Origin of the sequence: Natrinema limicola JCM 13563 (assembly GCF_000337475.1) — an archaeon.
In the GTDB taxonomy this organism is placed as follows: Archaea; Halobacteriota; Halobacteria; order Halobacteriales; family Natrialbaceae; genus Natrinema; species Natrinema limicola.
Window position 1 is genome coordinate 59,052 of record NZ_AOIT01000049.1, and the last position, 16,839, is coordinate 75,890.

The following is a 16,839-nucleotide window of genomic DNA, read 5'->3' on the forward strand; positions in this document are numbered from 1 at the left end:
CGGTGCGGTATCAAAAGTACCATACTACCTCGCGACCCAGTGGACCGTACTTAGGTGGTTTCCGTGACCAAGAAACAGGAATACAAAGACGACTATCCCGACAAAAAGCTGTATATCCCGGGGCCGACCGAAGTCCGCGACGACGTCATCGAGTCGATGTGCGAGCCGATGTTCGGCCACCGCATGGACCGGATGACGGACCTCTATACGACCATCGTCGAGGACACCAAAGAGTTCCTCGGCACCGACAACGAGGTCGTCATCCTCACGGGCTCGGGGACGGAGTTCTGGGAGGCGTCGACGCTCAACCTCGTCGACGAGAACATCCTCGTCCCGACCTGTGGCAGCTTCAGCGAGCGCCACGCCAACGTCGCCGAACGACTGGGCAAAAACGTCGACCGCCTCGAGTACGAGTGGGGCGAGGCCATCAAGCCCGAGGACATCCGTGAGACGCTCGAGGAAAGCGACAAGCACTACGACGTGGTCGCGACCGTGATGAACGAGAGTTCGACGGGCGTGCGCAACCCGATCGAGGAGATCGGCGACGTCGTCGCCGAGTATCCGGACACCTACTTCGTCGTCGACGCCGTCTCCTCGCTCGGTGGCGACTTCGTCGACATCGACGAGCACAACATCGACGTGATCTTCGCCTCCTCACAGAAGGCCTTCGCCATGCCGCCGGGCCTGGCCATCTGTGTCGTCAGCGACGACGCCTACGAGCGCGAACTCGAGAAAGACTCCGCCTCGTGGTACGGCGGCTTCCAGCGGACGATCGACTACTACGAGCGCAAAGGGCAGACCCACTCGACGCCCGCGATCCCGATCATGCTGGCCTACCGCAAACAGATGAAACACATGCTCGAGGAGGGCCACGAGGCCCGCGACCAGCGCCACCGCGAGATGGCCGAGTACACCCGAGAGTGGGCCCGCGAGCACTTCGATATGTTCCCGGAAGAGGGCTACGAGTCCCAGACCGTGAGCTGTATCGAGAACACGCAGGGGATCGACGTCGCGGAAACCATCGAGACCGTCAGCGAGGAGTATGACTTCGTCTTCTCGAATGGCTACGGCTCACAGCTCGGCGAGAAGACGTTCCGCATCGGCCACATGGGCGAACACGACGTAGAGAGTATCAAGGAACTCACCGACGCCATCGAGGACGTCGCCGACCTGTAAGCGACGCTCGAGCGTCCGGTCTCGAATTGCGTTCGATTACGCGACTCGAATCTCGCCGTCCATCCGCGGGTGAGAGAGACAGCGGGACGACGCTGGCTCGCTGCGTGCTGTAAGTGTTCTTGCGATCAACGAATGGAAATATCGCAGCGACGCAGCCGTCAGGGCGGAATAGAAGAATGATGATATGTTGGCCGAGTGTCGGGCTTCACCCCCGCGCCCGGTGGCGCGGGGTACTCGCCCTCGTTTCTTTAGTATAGAAAAGAAAAATCGGTCAGGAGCAGCAATCGACAGTCGTTATTCGACGACGATTTCCCCTTCCATCTGCGGGTGGGGGTCGCAGTTATACGTGGCCATCTCGCTGCTGGCCTCGAACGTGAGGACCTGGTCGTCGCCGGGTTCTGCGACTGGGTCGCCCGTCGTGAGATCGTTGACGATTTCGCCGTTGCTGTTCCGGATCTCCAGGTTATGGTTGGCGCCGTCGCCTTCCGACCAGCCGAACGTGTACTCCTCGCCTTCCTGGAGGATGAGCGTCGGGTTCTGTGCGCCCTCGATCGAGGACGGGGAGAGACCCTCCCAGTGGGTAGTCTGGCCGCTGAAGTCGACCTCCGTACCGGATTCGATCTCGACACCATCACTGCCGCCGCCGTTGCCGTTGCCGTTACCGTTTCCGTTGCCGCCACCGCTACAGCCAGCGACGAGAGCCGTCGATGCGGCCGCACCCGTCAGCTTCAGCGCTGTCCGCCGCGAAACTGGATTATCTTGTGCCATCATCGGATGTTTAGCCTCGTAACATAAAAATTGGTACCTTCTTCCGCTAGAGTGTTATGACAATACATACCACACAATAGGACTACTACGAACTATTGAATGGGACGTGACGTACCGCGAGGACGAGCCTCGAGGCTTCAAATTCGCCGGCAGCATGCGCCAGCGGGGACTGATCGCGATGGCACTGGCGTGCGGACCCAGCCTCAGCATCTCCGATGAGCCGGCAAAAATATCGTTTCGAGGACCACCACCCCTCCACGAAGGCGTTACTCGAGTCGGCCGACAGCACAGGCGGACGGGTTGTGGCGTGTCACCGCCACCGATGTTACGGACAATTGTCAGTCATTGCCGGCGGCTCCGCGACCCGTCCTGCAGATACGCCGGGACATCGGTACAGCAGACCGTAGAGACCACGGGTGAGTCCCGTCGATATCGCGGCCGCCGGCCGTCACGACCGAATCAACACGATCGTTCATCTCGAAAATCCTTATGTGATCGACGTACTTCTTTACTCATGCATGAGTAAACTACTCGCCGCCGTCACGGCAGGCATACAGCGAATCGCAAAGGCACGACGAACGATCGCACACTCCCCTGCGTTCGGTGAGGATCGAACGACCGACGAAGAAGGACGTCCTGCGACGCGCATTCCACCAGGTGGCTTCCTCACGGGGTGAGGGCTCGAGTCGATGACCAACCAGCACGGCTGCGACTCTCTTTTTCTGACTTCCGCTGAATCGACAGCGTCTCTCACGGCAACCGACGGCTGCACAGGCCGTGCGACGCCGCAAGCGTCGCGGCAGTGCGATCAGTCGAACACTGACGACGGCTGCTTGAGATAGACGTCCTGTTCAGTTACTCGCTGGTAGACATCATACAGCGTCTCTACCGCCGCTTCGTCGGGGTCGAACCGAATGTGGGGCGCGGTGTGATAGCCACGACAACTGATCAGGAAGAAATAGAGCGTCCGGTGATGGTCCGGCGTCGCGTCGACGACGCCCATCGATCGGCCGCCGAGGTCGTCCGAAAAATCGTTGAGGAGCGCAGCGATATCGTCGTGAAGTTGCTCGTCCGGACGATACTGCGGCAGTCCGAACGTCTGTTGCATGTACGTCGTCGCCGCCTCGAGAAACGGGTTCGCGTCCAGTCCCGTCGGATCGACGTCCTGAAACGTCTCGTACAACTCGAGGATCGTCGACAGTTCCGACCGCGTGATGGCGATCGGCAACACGGGCTCGCCACGCGGCAACGAGTAGTCGGGAAACGTGTGTGACTTCGGGTCCGGGAGCCGGTCGAATAGCTGCTCGAGCGACATGTGTCTAACCATGGTATAGAGTGCCAAACTATTACCGCTGTGAACGCGACTCTACTGTCGGACAGAAATCAATACGAAGTCGGTCGTGAATTCGCGGCCGGGCTCTCCGAAGAAAATTCCGTTCCCACCCCCAATTATCGCCAGGCCAGCAGCGTCGGCGCGTCCTCGGCCTCCATGGAAAGCCAGGCACCGTCCGCGGAGATATCCGCAATGACGTATTCGTCGCTCGCGGCCGTCGAATCGATCGCACCGACGATAGTGTCGTCGGATGCCATGGCGTTGGGGGATACTGCCATGATAGTGAGTCACACTCACCATCATATAAAGTCATCGAATCATACTATCCGTTCGCGATACCGATCGGGAATCGAATCGATTCTGGGTGTGAAACACTGGGTTTATACTCATTTTCGCCGTACCGGTGGGATATGAACGTAGCCGACGCGATGACGCCTCGTGAGGACGTGGTGACCGTCGACTTGCCGGGCACCCGGACCGACGTGCTCGAGTATCTTCAGGAGCAGTCGTTCTCGTCCGTGCCGGTCGTCAAAGAGACCGACGACGGGCTGGAGTACCGCGGACTGGTCACGCGGGAGACGCTGATCGAACAGCCCGACGAGGACCAGCTCGTCATGCTCTTAGAAGAGGACGTGCCGACGACGACTGCCGAGACGAGCCTCGAGGCCGCCGCCCAGACGATGGTCAAGGAAAGCGCACGGCGCGTGCCCGTCGTCGACGGCGAGTTCGAGGGAATCGTCACGGTGACGGACGTGATCCACGCGATCGCGACGGGCGATCAGGAAACCGATACCACCGTCGAGTCATACGTCAGCGAGGACGTGAACACGACCTACGAGGGGGCACCGCTGCCCGTCGCCGAGCGGGGACTCTCCTACGCGAACGTCCCCTACACCGTGGCACTGGACGACGATGGCCGGATGAGCGGCGTGCTTACCGAGGTCGATATCATCGACGTCGCCCGGATCGTTGAGGGCGAGGAGTCGACCGGGGACAACTTCGGCGATCAGGACGACGACTGGTCCTGGGAGGGGATCAAGGCCGTCGGCAGCCGCTATCTCCCGACCCGGGACATCGAGATTCCGACGGAGCCGGTCCGGCAGTTCATGAGCGAGGACGTGGTGACGGTTTCGGTCAATACGTCGGTACAGGAAGCCGCACAGCGGATGATCAGCAACGATATCGAACAGCTCCCGTTGGTCACGGGCGAAGACCTCGTCGGCATCGTCCGTGACATCGACCTTCTGGAGGCACTTTATGAGTGAGCAACAGCACGCGGACGACGACACCGACAGCACGAGCGAGAAACTGGTCGAACTGGCCAAACGACGTGGGTACTTCTTTCAGTCCTCGGGGGCCTACGGCGGCGTCGGCGGCTTCTACACCTTCGGCCCGCAGGGTGCAGCGCTGAAAGGGAACGTCGAGGACGCCTGGTGCGATCGCTTTGCCGTCGCGGAAGGTAACATGGAAATCGACGCGCCCACGATCATGCCCGAACCCGTCTTCGAGGCATCGGGTCATCTCGATGGGTTCGACGACATGCTCGTCGAGTGTCCCGAGTGTGGCGAGAGCCACCGTGCGGACCACATCGTCGAGGACAACACGATGTACGAGGACGCCGAAAGCCTCGAGATCCCGGAAGTCGAGGAGGTCATCGCCGAGTACGAACTCGTCTGTCCCTCCTGTGGTGCCGGGCTGGCGGGTCAGGCCGTCGAGGACTTCAACCTCATGTTCGCGACGAACATCGGCCCCGGCGACTCCGATCCGGGCTATCTGCGCCCCGAGACCGCCCAGGGCATCTTCGTCGAGTTCCCCCGCCTCAAGGAGTACGCGCGCAACCAGCTTCCCTTCGGCGTCACCCAGATCGGCCGCGCCTACCGCAACGAGATCAGCCCACGACGCTCGATCATCCGCACCCGCGAGTTCACGCAGGCCGAACTCGAGTACTTCATCGATCCCGAAGTCGACGAGCCGGACCTCTCGAGCGTCGAAGACGTCGAAGTCACCCTCTATCCGGCCAGCGAGCAGAACAAAGAGGACGGCGAGGCATTCGAGACGACGATCGGCGAGGCCGTCGACGAGAACATCATCACGGACCCGTGGGTCGCGTACTTCCTCGGCGTCGCCAAACCGTGGTACGAGGCGGTCGGCGTCGATATGGACCGCTTCCGCTATCGCCAGCACTTAGCCGGCGAGCGGGCCCACTACGCCAGTGACTGCTGGGACGCCGAAAGCGAGATCGACGGCAACTGGATCGAGATGGCAGGCTTCGCCCATCGGGGCAACTACGACCTCTCGAAACACGCCGAACACTCCGGCGACCGCTTTACGATCTTCCGGCAGTACGACGAGCCCAAGACCGTCGAGCGCGCCACCGTCAACCCCGACATGAGTTATCTCGGGCCCGAATTCGGCGGCGACGCACAGGCCGTCGTCGGCAAACTCGAGGACCTCGCGGCCCGCGACCGATCGGCGTTCGAAGGCGAGACCGTCGCATTCGAACTCGAGGGCGAGACCCACGAGATCCCCGTCGAGAAAACCGGCTTCGCGGTCGAAGAACAGACCGAATCCGGCGAGCACATCACGCCACACGTCGTCGAACCCTCCTTCGGCGTCGACCGACTCGTCTACACCGTCCTCCATCACGCCTACCGCGAGGACGAAGTCGACGGCGAGGATCGCACCTTCCTCGAGCTCGAGCCAGAAGTTGCGCCCACCTTCGTCGGCGTCTTCCCGCTGCAAAGCGACGACGACCTCGAGGCCCAGGCCGACGAGATCGTCGAAGACCTACGCGAAGCGGGGCTGTCGGTCACCTACGACGACTCGGGTAACATCGGCCGGCGCTACCGCCGCCAGGACGAGGTCGGGACGCCGTTCTGTGTGACTGTGGACTTCGAGACGATCGAAAACGAGGAGACCACCGTCACGGTTCGCGAACGGGATACGACCGACCAGAAGCGCCTGCCAGTCGACAATCTCGCCGAGACGCTGTCGGCGATTCGAGCCGGCGACCTCGAGTTCGAGGAATTGTAGCAACCACAGTAGCAGTGGTGGCGGTGCAGATTTTGTTGCAGCTGCGAGTGAGCCCGAAGGGCGAACGAGCAGGCCGACGACCGATGTGAAGGCCCCGAAGGGGCCGAAACGGAGAGGAGGCTTTTGATCAACCCTAAGCGGGAGCGAAGCTCCCGCGAGGTCCGAGAGAGCTTCGCTCTCTCGAGATTTTACCGAGGGACGCCGCGCTGTGTGGCGACGCCACCAGCGCGGCAGACCGCAGTGTAAAAGGTTGGAGGTGATCGACGGACTGAAGGTCACTTCTCTCGAGCCACGACATAATGGCCGACGAACTGAAGCGGCGACTCGTCCACGCCAGCGGCTCGGGGCTTGTCGTCCTCTATCTGCTCGCCGACGCCCTCGAGCTCGGACTCACGTGGTTCCGGTTTCAGCTCTTGCTGATTCTGCTCGCGACCGGGGCCCTCGTCCTCGAGTTCCTGCGACTGCAGGTGGGACTTGACTGGCGGCTCTACGACGTGTTGACCCGTGAGTACGAACAGGACAACCCCGGGGCCTACGCACTGTATTTGATCAGCATGGCTGCCGTCGTGGTCGTCTTCGAGCCGGCAATCGCTCTCCCCGCGATGTTGATGCTTGCGCTTGGCGATCCGATCAGCGGAACGGTCTCGGACAACACCCTCCAGCGGATCAAGCCGCCGAAAGTGCTTATTACGATGTTTCTGGTCTCGACGGTCGTCGCCATCCCGTTCCTGCCGCTCGCGGTCGCGATGATCGCCGCCCTCGGCGCGACGCTTGCTGATGGCGTCACCCTCGAGATCCGGACCTACATCATCGACGACAACCTGACGATCCCCATCTACGCCGCCTGTCTGGCGTGGCTGGCACTCGAGGTCATGCCGGCGTGAGGCCGGTCGCGACTCGCAGTGAGCAGCGTCTCAAGGCGTTATACTGCCGGACAGCAGTCAATACTCGCGGCCGTCTCAACCGGTGACGGCCGCAGCAGCGCGACCGGTCTTTACGTCGTTCTGTCCGGCAGTATTAGAACTGTCGTATCGCGGTTCCGATATCGGCAAGGACGTACCGTTCTGGGCCGCTCAAGACCGCAGCGGACGAACGGATACTATAACCCGTGGCACGCTCGAGAGCGAAGCATCGACTCGCGACCGTCCGCAGTTTTCTCATGGACGGGCGCGGCGAAATTCTGATCGCCGTCGCTGCCGGTTGGTTCCTCTCGATCGGCGTCAGGCTCGCGTATCCAGTCCTGCTTCCGTATCTCCGGGAGAGCTACGGGCTGGATCTGACGACGGCCGGCTTCCTACTGACCGTGCTCTGGCTCTGGTATGCGCTCGGACAGCTTCCGGGTGGGTTGCTTGCCGATCGATTCGGCGAGGGAAACGTCCTCGTCGCGAGTACGGCGATCTCGGCGATCGCACTCGGTCTCGTCGCTGTCGCCGGCTCCGCGCCGGTCGTCTACTTCGCGACGGCAGCATTCGGCTTCGGAACGGCATTGTACGGCGTCGCCCGGTTTACGGCCCTCTCGAATGTCTTTCCCGACAACGACGGGACCGCGATCGGGATCACGATGGCGGCGGGCCAAGTCGGCAACACCATCCTCCCGCTTGCAGCCGGCGGCATCGCCTCGGCGTTCGCCTGGCAGTACGGCTTCGGCCTCGTCGTTCCTGCCTTCGTCGCCGTGGCGATCGGCCTCCGACTCGTCGTTCCCGCCCGCACCTCGAGTGCGACCAGTGCCGTCGACAGCGTCTCGCTCGAGACGGCACGCTACGTTGCCTCGCAACTGCGTCGGCCGGAGATCGTCACCGTGACCGCGATCCAGATCCTGACCTACTGTGTCTGGCAGGCGTTTACGGGCTTCTATCCGACCTACCTGATCGAGAGCAAGGGGTTCTCGGAAGGGGTCGCGACCGGGCTGTTCAGCGCCTTTTTCGCGACCGGGATCGTCGTCCAGCCGCTGACCGGCCGACTCTACGACCGGTTCGGCATCCGGAGGGCGTTGCCGCCTGTACTCGGTGTCATCGTCGCGGCGCTGGTCGCGCTGCCGTTTCTCGAGGGTTTTTGGCCGCTCGTCGTCGGGACGATATTCCTCTCGAGCATCCTCGGCTACGGGACGATCACCCTGCCGTACATGACCGCGGCGTTTCCCGCAGACATGCAGGGCACTGGACTGGGCTTTCTGCGTACCGTCTACATGACTACCGGCGCAGCGAGTCCGGTCTTGTTCGGTGCGCTCGCCGATCGGGGCTACTTCGACGAGGGGTATTTCGTGCTCGCCAGTCTCGTGGCGGTCGCGGTGGTGTTGACGTGGTGGCTCCCGGAGCAGTGAGACGGTCTGCTGTCCCGATGTCCCGGTGGGCCCGCAGGGCGGTCGCGGATGCACCGGAAATGACTGACAGGAGTCCGTATGAGTGGCCGTCACGTGACTAGCCCGTCTAGGCTAGGCGTTCAGCCGCCAGAGTTCGAAGTTGAGCACGGCAGCGAAGGTGATCCATGCGAGATACGGCACGAGCAAGGCTGCCCCACGGCGGTCGACCCGTCGGAACGCGAGGATCGTCCCGAGGACGAGCACCCAGAGGACGACGATAATGCCAAAGGCGGCCAGCGGTGCCTCGAGCGCGAAAAACGTCGGCGTCCAGACGACGTTGACCAGCATCTGGGCGGCGAACAGTCCCAGTGCGAGCCGCCGGCCGTCGGAGTCACTGCGCCAGACGAGCCACAGCGCGACGCCAAGTAGCGTAAACAGCAGCGTCCAGACGACCGGAAACGCGATCGTTGGCGGGTAGAACCACGGTTTCTCGAGGGCGCGAAACCACGGCGTGTTGGGCGACCCGATCGCACTCGGTGCCGCCCCGACGAGATTGACCAGCAGGACGAAGCCGACCGCGGTGAGGATCGACCCGAGGTCCGGCAGGCGTTGGCGGATCGTTCGGGTTTCCATATCACGTTCTATGGTGTCGTGGGATTTATACCAGCAGCCTAACTCGACTGTGTTTCGTTCCGGTAGCCCCGCAGCCGCGAGACCACTTTCACTCCGCTATCTCAATCCTTAACAGCGCCCGCATCGAATCGCTGCCAATGGCAACGACGGACGAGGACGTCGCGTCGATCGAGCATCCGCTGCTCGAGCCCGACTTCTTGGAACGCCGCCTCTACCAGCTGAAACTCGCGGGGACAGCCGCGAACCATCACACGCTCGTCTGTCTCCCGACGGGTCTGGGGAAGACGACAGTGAGCCTGCTGGTCACGGCCCGACGGCTCGAGGAGGTTGGCGGCAAATCCCTGATGCTCGCGCCGACGAAACCCCTCGTCCAGCAACACGCCGACTTCTACCGGGAAGCCCTCAAGATTCCTGACGAGGAAATCGTCGTCTTCACCGGCGACGTAAGCCCGGACGACCGCGCCGAACTGTGGACGGAGGCGACTGTCGTGATGGCGACCCCACAGGTGATCGAAAACGACCTCGTTGGGAGTCGCATCTCGCTTGCGGACGTGAGCCACGTCACCTTCGACGAGTGCCACCGTGCGACCGGCGACTACGCCTACAACTACATCGCCGAGCGCTACCACGCCGACGCTCGCGACCCGCTCGTGACAGGGATGTCAGCGTCACCAGGTGGCGACGAGGAAGCCATCCTCGAGGTCTGTGAAAACCTCGGTATCGCGGAGGTCGAGGTGATGACCGAGGAAGACGCCGACGTCGACGAGTTCACTCACGAGACCGAAGTCGAGTGGGAACGTATCGACCTTCCAGAGGAAGTCCTCGAGATTCGGGACACCCTAAACGAGGTTATCACAGGCCGCCTCGAGAAACTCAAAGAGTTGGGCGTGGCGAAGTCGACTCAACCCGATCAGTCCCAGAAAGACCTCAATCGGATGCGCGCGGAGCTCCAGCAGCTCATCAACAACGACCAGTCGGAGGGGTTCGAGGGGATGTCGGTCCACGCCGAAGTGATGAAACTCCGGCAGGCCGTCACACTGGTCGAGACCCAGAGCGTCGAGGCCCTGCGGCGATACTTCGAGCGCCAGCGCAACCAGGCCCGCTCATCGGGAGCCTCGAAGGCGAGCCAGCGAATGGTCTCTGATCCGCGCGTCCGCGAGGCCATGCGGAAGGCCGAGAACTTCGACGAACTCCATCCCAAGTATCGGAAAGCGCGGATGCTGCTTGCCGAGACGCTGGGCCTCGAGGGCGGAGAGCGCGTGATCGTCTTCACCGAGTCCCGCGATACGGCCGAGGCGCTGACGGACTTTCTCTCCGAGAGCTTCGAGGCAAAGCGGTTCGTCGGGCAGGGCGATCGCGAGGGCTCCGACGGCATGACCCAGAAACAACAACAAGAAGTTTTAGACGAGTTCCGCGCGGGCGAGTTCGAGGTGCTCGTCTCCACGTCGGTTGCCGAGGAAGGACTCGACGTCCCGGAGGTCGACCTCGTGCTCTTTTATGAACCCGTCCCGACCGCGATCCGATCGATCCAGCGCAAGGGCCGGACCGGCCGCCAGTCGGAGGGGCGCGTCGTCGTCCTGATGGCCGAGGATACCCGCGACGAGGCCTACTTCTGGATCTCCCGACGGCGCGAAAAAGAGATGGAAAGCGAACTGCGCGATCTGAAAGGGATGGCCGACGAGCTCGAGGACGAACTCGACGACTCCCAGCAGTCACTGGCCGATTTCGAGGGCGAAGCCGACAGTGAGTGCGGGGTGAAAGTAGACGGAAACGGCGGCAACGCCGACGCCGTCGGCGACTGTTCCACCGGAAGCGAGGGGGTTGCAGACCAGCCCGGATTACAGGAGTTCGGCGACACGGAGGCGGACACAGACGAGGACGGCGAGGTCGAAACCCACGAGCCACACGCCGAGGGCGATACCATCGGAATCGTCGCCGACCAGCGCGAGATGGACGCCAACATCGCCCGCGACCTCTCTCGACGCGAGGAAATCGAGATCAGCCTCGAGACGCTCGCCGTCGGCGACTACGTCCTCTCGGATCGGGTGGTCGTCGAGCGCAAGTCCGTCGCCGACTTCGTCGACTCGCTGGTCGGGGGCGACCGGTCGGTCTTCGAGCAGGTCGGCGCGATGGCGCGACACTACTCGCGGCCGATCGTCGTCGTCGAGGGCGAGGGCCTGTACGAACAGCGCGACATCCACCCGAACGCGGTTCGAGGCGCGCTCTCGAGTCTCGCGGTCGACTTCGGGGCGAGCGTCCTGCGAACCGAAAGCGAAGCCGACACGACGGAACTGCTCGCCGTGATCGCCGGTCGAGAACAGGCGACAGCCGACCGGGAGGTGTCGGTCCACGGTGAGAAAGGGACCAAGACCTTGAGCGAGCAACAGGAGTACGTCGTCGCCTCGATCGCCGAGATCGGCCCCGTCACGGCGCGATCGCTCCTCGAGGAGTTCGGCACGGTCGAGGAAGTGATGATCGCGACCGAAGACGAGTTACAGGATGCCGACGGCGTCGGGCAGGTGACCGCCGAGCGGATTCGAGAAGTGATCGGAAGCGACTATACTGGGTGAGACAGTCGGGAAACGACGCTCAGTCGCTCGCGTCGGACGCAATGGCGTCCTCGTCGGGGGGGATAGAGCCGGCCGCTCCCTCTGCGCGGGTGACGATCCGTTCGGCCGCGATAACGCTTCCGACGGCGAGAATAATGCCCGCGATGACGTCGATCAACCAGTGGATCCCGAGGTACATCGTCGAGAACACGACACAGACCGTCACGAACGACGCGATCTGGAACCACCGTGGGTACTCCTCGCGCGAGCGCCAGGCGAACAGCATGACGACGACCGCCAGCGACGTGTGCAGCGAGGGGAACACGTTCGTATTCGCCGACACTGCCGCGGTGACCTCCTGGGTCTGGGGATAAAACGAGTACATCAGTCCGTCGACAGAGGAGAGATGATTGCGCGGCCCATAGACGATAAAGAGCGTATAACAGAGCGAGCCGATCAGGTAGTTGAACACGTATGCCAGGAGGAGTTCCTTGAGGTAGCGCTGGGAGGGCAACAGGAAATAGAGGATGGGGCCAGTCACCAGCAGGAACGGGAACCCAAACATGTACATCGCCGAGAAGAACTCGAGCGTAACTGGGCGAGGAACGACGTCTTGGAGGACCGCGACGAACTTCCCTTCGAGAGCGTAGATTTCCGCGGTGAGATCCCAGTCGAGCGCGCGCGAGATCCGTAGACTATGACCGTGGGTTGCCCGTTTTGCGAGGAAGAACAGCCCCGCAACACCGAGATACGGCGAGATATCGGTGAGCCGACGATCGTAGTCAGTTGCCGTCCGTTTCAGGGCGGTTCGGTCGAGACAGATCGCACAGGTCCCGAGCAAGCCGATACAAACGACGAGTACCGTGAGTAAGACGACGAATCCAAGTGCCATCGGTAGGGTCTCCTCTCTCCGTGGGTCGGTGAGCGACCACGGGCCGGTACATGGAGGGTGAAATCGGTGTCGACCCGGCACACGACCGACACAGCGGTCGATCTGGCCCACGTTCGAGCGATGTTATGGCACACCATACTATCAAATATATATCTAGTGATGTTATTTATATCTGTCATATTGAGTGTCGGGAGTTGCGTACAGGTCGACGAAACGATACGACCCACACACAGGAGAGACCGTTCAGGAAGCAGTCCGACCGGCTCGAGCGCCGTTAGCGCAAGGTCGACAGCGTCTCGCCGGCCTCGCGCGCCGCCTCGAGACATTCCCGTGCGTATCGTGGGTCGTCCGTCGCGGCCGCCTCCGTAGCGAACTTCTCGAGCGTGCGGACGAGCGCGTCGTGTGCGGCCTCGAGGTCGCCGTCGGCCGGTTGCGGACGCTGGGTCGACACGGGGGAGCGAGACGATGCACTCGGTTCGCTCGCACGGTTGTCGGTCGTCCGACTCGAGACATTGGCCTGGGAGGACTCGACATCGGGCTGGGGTGTAGACTGGCGCTCGTCACGAGATGGCGTTGCGCTCGAGGATTCGTGCTGGCTGTTCGTGTCCGTCTCGGCCGTCGACGCGTCCGACGTAGCTGCGGCCGTCGGCTCGGCCGATGCAGCAGGGGTGGATTCGTCCGCGGCGGACTGGTCCGACTCAGATCGATCCGTGGACGACTGTTCGGCGGCCGGTTGGGCCTCGAGGTCGGTTCCCTCGACGGCGTCGGGATTGCCATGGCAGCTAGGACAGAACGTAGTGCCGTCCATCTGGAACAGCGGGTCGCCACAGGTCCCACAGTGAGTGTTGGTCATCGTCGCGCCCTTGAGTAACAGATCGCTCATTCGCTGGGTGGCCTTGCGCTCTTGTTTGTCGCGTTCGTACTTCTCACGGAGTTTCTCGCGCTCTGCTTCCTTGTCGAAGTCGCTCATGTCCAGCTAGAGGTGTCGGAGCGTCGAAAAAGCTGCGACAGCGAGATTCCATGGCCGTGACGGTGACACTTACGTCTCGAGTGCGGCTTCGACAGCGTCGACAGCCGCTTCGGGCGTGTCGACAGGCTCGATGTCGACGCCAGCAGCCGAAACGTCGTGGGTCGCAATACCAACGACGGGCCGGTCGTAGATGCCGGCGAAGCCGAGTTCCGAGAGGGTTCCGACACCGCCAGTGAGCGCGATCACGGCGTCGCCGTTCAAGGGGACGAGCGCGTTTCTGGCGTGACCCAGTCCCGTGGCGATCGGGATATCGACGTAGTCGTTAGCCTGTGCCCGGCGCTCGCTCGGCAGGATGCCGATCGTCGTTCCGCCCTCGGCTTTCGCGCCACGACAGACCGCTTCCATGGTGCCGCCGCGACCGCCACAAACGACCGTGTGGCCGCGGGCGGCAAGTTCGCGACCCACTGCCTCGGCGCGAGCTGCCTGTTCGTCGGTAACCTGTCCGCCGCCGATGACGCTGACACGCATAGTCGAACGGGCGCAGGCATCGGCCATGATCGGTTCGGTCTCGAGGAGAAAAGAAGAAACGACAGTCGTCGAACCGTCATATCGTCAGACTCGTCTGAGGCTGGAATTTCCGACGGATTTAACGTGTGGGATGGGGAAGCATTACGTGGTATGACGAAAGTTAGTGTGGTCGGCGCGGCCGGCACCGTCGGGGCCGCTGCGGGCTACAACATCGCGCTTCGGGACGTTGCGGACGAACTCGTGTTCGTCGACATTCCGGACAAGGAAGACGATACGGTCGGACAGGCTGCCGACGCAAACCACGGCGTAGCCTACGACTCGAACACGACGATCCGACAGGGTGGCTACGAGGACACCGCTGGGTCGGACGTCGTCGTTATCACGGCCGGCATCCCGCGCCAGCCGGGCCAGACGCGGATCGATCTGGCGGACACCAACGCACCGATCATGGAGGACATCGGCTCCTCGCTGGCCGAGTACAACGACGACTTCATTACCGTCACCACGTCGAACCCCGTCGATCTGCTCAATCGGCACCTCTACGAGACGGGCGATCGGGCCCGCGAGCAGGTGATCGGCTTCGGCGGTCGCCTCGACTCCGCGCGCTTCCGATACGTGATCTCCCAACGCTACGACGCGCCCGTCCAGAACGTCGATGCGACGATCCTCGGCGAACACGGCGACGCGCAAGTCCCCGTGTTCTCCAAAGTACGGGTCAACGGACAGGACCTCGAGTTCAACGAAGACGAAAAGGAAGAACTGCTCTCCGAACTCCAGACCTCGGCGATGAACGTCATCGAGAAGAAAGGCGCAACCGAGTGGGGGCCGGCGACCGGCGTCGGCCACATGGTCGAGGCCATCCTCCGCGATACGGGCGAAGTAGTGCCCGGCAGTGTCAAACTCGAGGGCGAGTTCGGCCACGAAGACACCGCATTCGGCGTTCCGGTCAAACTCGGCGCTGACGGCGTCGAGGAAATCGTCGAGTGGGAACTCACCGAGTTCGAGCGTAACCAGCTCGGCGAAGCTGCTGAGAAGCTCTCCGAACAGTACGACAAGATCGCGTAATCGACGGTCGGCACGGAACAGTTTTGGCTGTCGTCAGGGGATCAGCTGCTCGCCGTCGTCGTCGTAGACTGTAATCGCGTCGACGGGACAGGTCCGGGCGGCGAACTTCGCGTCGAGTTCCGCGTCCTCGGGTACCTCGCGGACGAAAACGCCGTCCTCGACCTCCTCGCTGTCCTCGAGGACGGCCTTGCCCTTCGATTTGTCCTCCTCGAAGGCATCCCATTCGGCGACACACTGGAACATCCCGATACAGGTGTCCTCGTCGTATTCGATCTTCATGGGCAGTGATTAGCGCGGTCGTGGTAAATCGGTAGCGGTCGTCGGTGGACTCGAGGGAACGCTTTTCCAGTCGGTCACCGAACGAAAAACGAGACGAAATGGTCGCACTCCCCTCTGTTGCCCTCGTCGGGATCGCCGTTCTCACCTGTCTGTTCATGGCGTGGGTGCTCGGTGCGAACAGTAACTCGCCACCCTTTGCCCCCGCGATCGGTGCAAACGCGATCTCGACGATGCAGGCGGCGTTCGTCATCGGGCTGCTCGCGGCTGCAGGGGCGCTCATGCAGGGCGGGAGCATCTCCGAGACGATCGGTGCGGACCTCATCGACGGCGTGACGATCACGCCGCTGGCGGCCACCGCTGGCCTGCTGACCGCGGCGGGATTCATGGCGATCGGCATTTACACCCGCTACCCGATTCCCGCGGCGTTCGCGACGACGGGCGCGATGGTCGGCGTCGGGCTCTCGCTTGGCGGCGACCCGGCGATGGCGACCTATCGCCGGCTCGGCACCTTCTGGCTGCTGGTGCCGATCATGTCCGGCGGACTCGCCTACGCGACGGCGACGGTCCTACGACGCGACGACGTCCCCGAGACGGTCGGCGTCCCGCTGCTGGCCGGCGTCGTCGGCGCGATCGTCGCCAACGTCCGCCTCGGCGTGATTCCCGATCCGACCGCCGAGCAGGGGACGATCGCAGGGTTCGTCGCCCGGCAGTTCGGCGGCGGCCCGACACTCGCCGCCGGCGTCGATCTCGGGACCGTCCTCGTGACGATCGCCGTTGGACTGCTCGCGTTCTACTGGGTACAACGGCAGGTCCGCGACTCCGTCGAAAGCGGGATCCGCTCGTTCCTGCTGGTCCTCGGCGGTATCGTCGCGTTCTCTTCCGGCGGCTCGCAGGTCGGACTCGCGACCGGCCCGCTCGAGAACCTCTTTCAAACCGAACTCGGGCTCCCGGGATCCCTGTTGCTCGCGATCGGCGCAGCCGGCATCCTCGCCGGTGCCTGGATGGGCGCGCCGCGGCTGTTACAGGCGACCTCTCGCGAGTACGCCCAGCTCGGCGTGCGGCGGTCGATCGCGGCGCTGGTTCCGGGATTTATCATTGCCCAGCTGGCGATCGCACTCGGCATCCCGATCTCACTCAACAACATCATTCTCTCGGGCGTTATCGGTGGCGGACTGGCCGGCGGCTCAGCCGGGGTTTCGCGACGCAAGGTCGGCGTCACGATCACATTCTGGCTACTGACACTCGGCAGTTCAGTTGTCGTCGGATACGGCCTGTATCGACTGTTCGCAACGGTGATCGGCGGCTGATGCATTC

17 protein-coding genes are annotated in these 16,839 nt (G+C 62.9%); 9 read left to right on the forward strand and 8 right to left on the reverse strand.

Features of this window, described 5'->3' with window-relative positions; genetic code table 11:
* The first annotated feature begins 63 nt into the window (after positions 1 to 63).
* Positions 64 to 1,176 (forward strand): pyridoxal-phosphate-dependent aminotransferase family protein, encoded by a 1,113-nt coding sequence (locus C476_RS12190; RefSeq protein WP_008013383.1) that lies wholly within the window; start codon positions 64 to 66, stop codon positions 1,174 to 1,176.
* A gap of 294 nt (positions 1,177 to 1,470) precedes the next feature.
* Here the strand turns inward: C476_RS12190 and C476_RS12195 are convergent, their stop codons facing one another.
* Positions 1,471 to 1,944: a twin-arginine translocation signal domain-containing protein gene (locus C476_RS12195; protein ID WP_008013385.1), complete on the reverse strand. Its 474-nt coding sequence runs from the start codon at positions 1,942 to 1,944 to the stop codon at positions 1,471 to 1,473.
* A gap of 518 nt (positions 1,945 to 2,462) precedes the next feature.
* Here C476_RS12195 and C476_RS18980 point away from each other — a divergent pair.
* Positions 2,463 to 2,621 carry a hypothetical protein gene (locus tag C476_RS18980; RefSeq protein WP_169319057.1) on the forward strand — a complete coding sequence of 53 codons (159 nt, stop codon included), beginning with the start codon at positions 2,463 to 2,465 and terminating at the stop codon, positions 2,619 to 2,621.
* Positions 2,622 to 2,752: 131 nt separating this feature from the next.
* On the opposite strand, the gene C476_RS12205 is transcribed toward C476_RS18980, so the two are convergent.
* Entirely contained in the window at positions 2,753 to 3,259 is a 507-nt protein-coding gene (locus C476_RS12205; RefSeq protein WP_008013389.1) for a hypothetical protein, read from the reverse strand.
* A 134-nt stretch (positions 3,260 to 3,393) separates the two neighbouring features.
* Positions 3,394 to 3,534, reverse strand: coding sequence for a DUF7556 family protein (locus C476_RS18985; protein WP_008013391.1), 141 nt, complete (start codon positions 3,532 to 3,534; stop codon positions 3,394 to 3,396).
* A 153-nt stretch (positions 3,535 to 3,687) separates the two neighbouring features.
* Here C476_RS18985 and C476_RS12210 point away from each other — a divergent pair, with 153 nt between their 5' ends.
* The 4 genes from C476_RS12210 (at position 3,688) to C476_RS12225 (ending at position 8,630) form a co-directional block, all read left to right on the forward strand.
* Positions 3,688 to 4,542, forward strand: coding sequence for a CBS domain-containing protein (locus tag C476_RS12210; RefSeq protein WP_008013394.1), 855 nt, complete (start codon positions 3,688 to 3,690; stop codon positions 4,540 to 4,542).
* Positions 4,535 to 6,310 carry a glycine--tRNA ligase gene (gene glyS, locus C476_RS12215; RefSeq protein ID WP_008013395.1) on the forward strand — a complete coding sequence of 592 codons (1,776 nt, stop codon included), beginning with the start codon at positions 4,535 to 4,537 and terminating at the stop codon, positions 6,308 to 6,310. Before C476_RS12210 ends, glyS begins: the two co-directional genes overlap by 8 nt.
* 299 nt (positions 6,311 to 6,609) lie before the next feature.
* The gene (locus C476_RS12220) at positions 6,610 to 7,194 is read left to right on the forward strand and encodes a diacylglycerol/polyprenol kinase family protein (RefSeq protein ID WP_008013397.1); all 585 of its coding nucleotides are present in this window, start codon (positions 6,610 to 6,612) and stop codon (positions 7,192 to 7,194) included.
* Between the two features lie 275 nt (positions 7,195 to 7,469).
* Positions 7,470 to 8,630: an MFS transporter gene (locus C476_RS12225; protein ID WP_008013398.1), complete on the forward strand. Its 1,161-nt coding sequence runs from the start codon at positions 7,470 to 7,472 to the stop codon at positions 8,628 to 8,630.
* Between the two features lie 111 nt (positions 8,631 to 8,741).
* On the opposite strand, the gene C476_RS12230 is transcribed toward C476_RS12225, so the two are convergent.
* A complete protein-coding gene (locus tag C476_RS12230) occupies positions 8,742 to 9,242 on the reverse strand; it encodes a TspO/MBR family protein (RefSeq protein WP_008013402.1) in 501 nt (166 codons plus the stop codon).
* A 137-nt stretch (positions 9,243 to 9,379) separates the two neighbouring features.
* Here C476_RS12230 and C476_RS12235 point away from each other — a divergent pair, with 137 nt between their 5' ends.
* On the forward strand, positions 9,380 to 11,812 hold the full coding sequence (locus C476_RS12235) for a DEAD/DEAH box helicase (protein ID WP_008013404.1): 2,433 nt from the start codon (positions 9,380 to 9,382) through the stop codon (positions 11,810 to 11,812).
* A 19-nt stretch (positions 11,813 to 11,831) separates the two neighbouring features.
* Here C476_RS12235 and C476_RS12240 read toward each other — a convergent pair whose 3' ends face one another.
* The 3 genes from C476_RS12240 to C476_RS12250 form a co-directional block, all read right to left on the reverse strand.
* Positions 11,832 to 12,683: a phosphatase PAP2 family protein gene (locus C476_RS12240; RefSeq protein WP_008013406.1), complete on the reverse strand. Its 852-nt coding sequence runs from the start codon at positions 12,681 to 12,683 to the stop codon at positions 11,832 to 11,834.
* A 274-nt stretch (positions 12,684 to 12,957) separates the two neighbouring features.
* Positions 12,958 to 13,653 (reverse strand): Sjogren's syndrome/scleroderma autoantigen 1 family protein, encoded by a 696-nt coding sequence (locus C476_RS12245; protein ID WP_008013408.1) that lies wholly within the window; start codon positions 13,651 to 13,653, stop codon positions 12,958 to 12,960.
* 69 nt (positions 13,654 to 13,722) lie between these two features.
* Positions 13,723 to 14,181: a TIGR00725 family protein gene (locus tag C476_RS12250; protein WP_008013410.1), complete on the reverse strand. Its 459-nt coding sequence runs from the start codon at positions 14,179 to 14,181 to the stop codon at positions 13,723 to 13,725.
* A 150-nt stretch (positions 14,182 to 14,331) separates the two neighbouring features.
* Here C476_RS12250 and mdh point away from each other — a divergent pair, with 150 nt between their 5' ends.
* Positions 14,332 to 15,246, forward strand: a complete 915-nt coding sequence (mdh, locus tag C476_RS12255; protein ID WP_049911813.1) for a malate dehydrogenase — start codon at positions 14,332 to 14,334, stop codon at positions 15,244 to 15,246.
* A gap of 33 nt (positions 15,247 to 15,279) precedes the next feature.
* Here mdh and C476_RS12260 read toward each other — a convergent pair whose 3' ends face one another.
* Complete coding sequence (locus tag C476_RS12260) at positions 15,280 to 15,525, reverse strand: ferredoxin (protein WP_008013415.1); 246 nt, start codon at positions 15,523 to 15,525, stop codon at positions 15,280 to 15,282.
* A 98-nt stretch (positions 15,526 to 15,623) separates the two neighbouring features.
* Between C476_RS12260 and C476_RS12265 the strand changes: the two genes are divergently transcribed.
* Positions 15,624 to 16,832, forward strand: a complete 1,209-nt coding sequence (locus C476_RS12265) for an inorganic phosphate transporter (RefSeq protein ID WP_008013417.1) — start codon at positions 15,624 to 15,626, stop codon at positions 16,830 to 16,832.
* The last annotated feature ends 7 nt before the right edge of the window (positions 16,833 to 16,839 follow it).

Excerpts from the sequence above, each read along its gene's own strand:
- C476_RS18985 (WP_008013391.1), bottom strand. The coding sequence starts at position 3,534 with ATGGCATCCGACGACACTATCGTCGGTGCGATCGATTCGACGGCCGCG.
- C476_RS12250 (WP_008013410.1), bottom strand. The coding sequence starts at position 14,181 with ATGCGTGTCAGCGTCATCGGCGGCGGACAGGTTACCGACGAACAGGCA.
- C476_RS18980 (WP_169319057.1), top strand. The coding sequence starts at position 2,463 with ATGAGTAAACTACTCGCCGCCGTCACGGCAGGCATACAGCGAATCGCA.
- C476_RS12210 (WP_008013394.1), top strand. The coding sequence starts at position 3,688 with ATGAACGTAGCCGACGCGATGACGCCTCGTGAGGACGTGGTGACCGTC.
- C476_RS12260 (WP_008013415.1), bottom strand. The coding sequence starts at position 15,525 with ATGAAGATCGAATACGACGAGGACACCTGTATCGGGATGTTCCAGTGT.
- C476_RS12225 (WP_008013398.1), top strand. The coding sequence starts at position 7,470 with ATGGACGGGCGCGGCGAAATTCTGATCGCCGTCGCTGCCGGTTGGTTC.
- C476_RS12230 (WP_008013402.1), bottom strand. The coding sequence starts at position 9,242 with ATGGAAACCCGAACGATCCGCCAACGCCTGCCGGACCTCGGGTCGATC.
- glyS (WP_008013395.1), top strand. The coding sequence starts at position 4,535 with ATGAGTGAGCAACAGCACGCGGACGACGACACCGACAGCACGAGCGAG.
- C476_RS12235 (WP_008013404.1), top strand. The coding sequence starts at position 9,380 with ATGGCAACGACGGACGAGGACGTCGCGTCGATCGAGCATCCGCTGCTC.
- C476_RS12265 (WP_008013417.1), top strand. The coding sequence starts at position 15,624 with ATGGTCGCACTCCCCTCTGTTGCCCTCGTCGGGATCGCCGTTCTCACC.
- C476_RS12245 (WP_008013408.1), bottom strand. The coding sequence starts at position 13,653 with ATGAGCGACTTCGACAAGGAAGCAGAGCGCGAGAAACTCCGTGAGAAG.
- mdh (WP_049911813.1), top strand. The coding sequence starts at position 14,332 with ATGACGAAAGTTAGTGTGGTCGGCGCGGCCGGCACCGTCGGGGCCGCT.
- C476_RS12195 (WP_008013385.1), bottom strand. The coding sequence starts at position 1,944 with ATGGCACAAGATAATCCAGTTTCGCGGCGGACAGCGCTGAAGCTGACG.
- C476_RS12240 (WP_008013406.1), bottom strand. The coding sequence starts at position 12,683 with ATGGCACTTGGATTCGTCGTCTTACTCACGGTACTCGTCGTTTGTATC.
- C476_RS12205 (WP_008013389.1), bottom strand. The coding sequence starts at position 3,259 with ATGTCGCTCGAGCAGCTATTCGACCGGCTCCCGGACCCGAAGTCACAC.
- C476_RS12220 (WP_008013397.1), top strand. The coding sequence starts at position 6,610 with ATGGCCGACGAACTGAAGCGGCGACTCGTCCACGCCAGCGGCTCGGGG.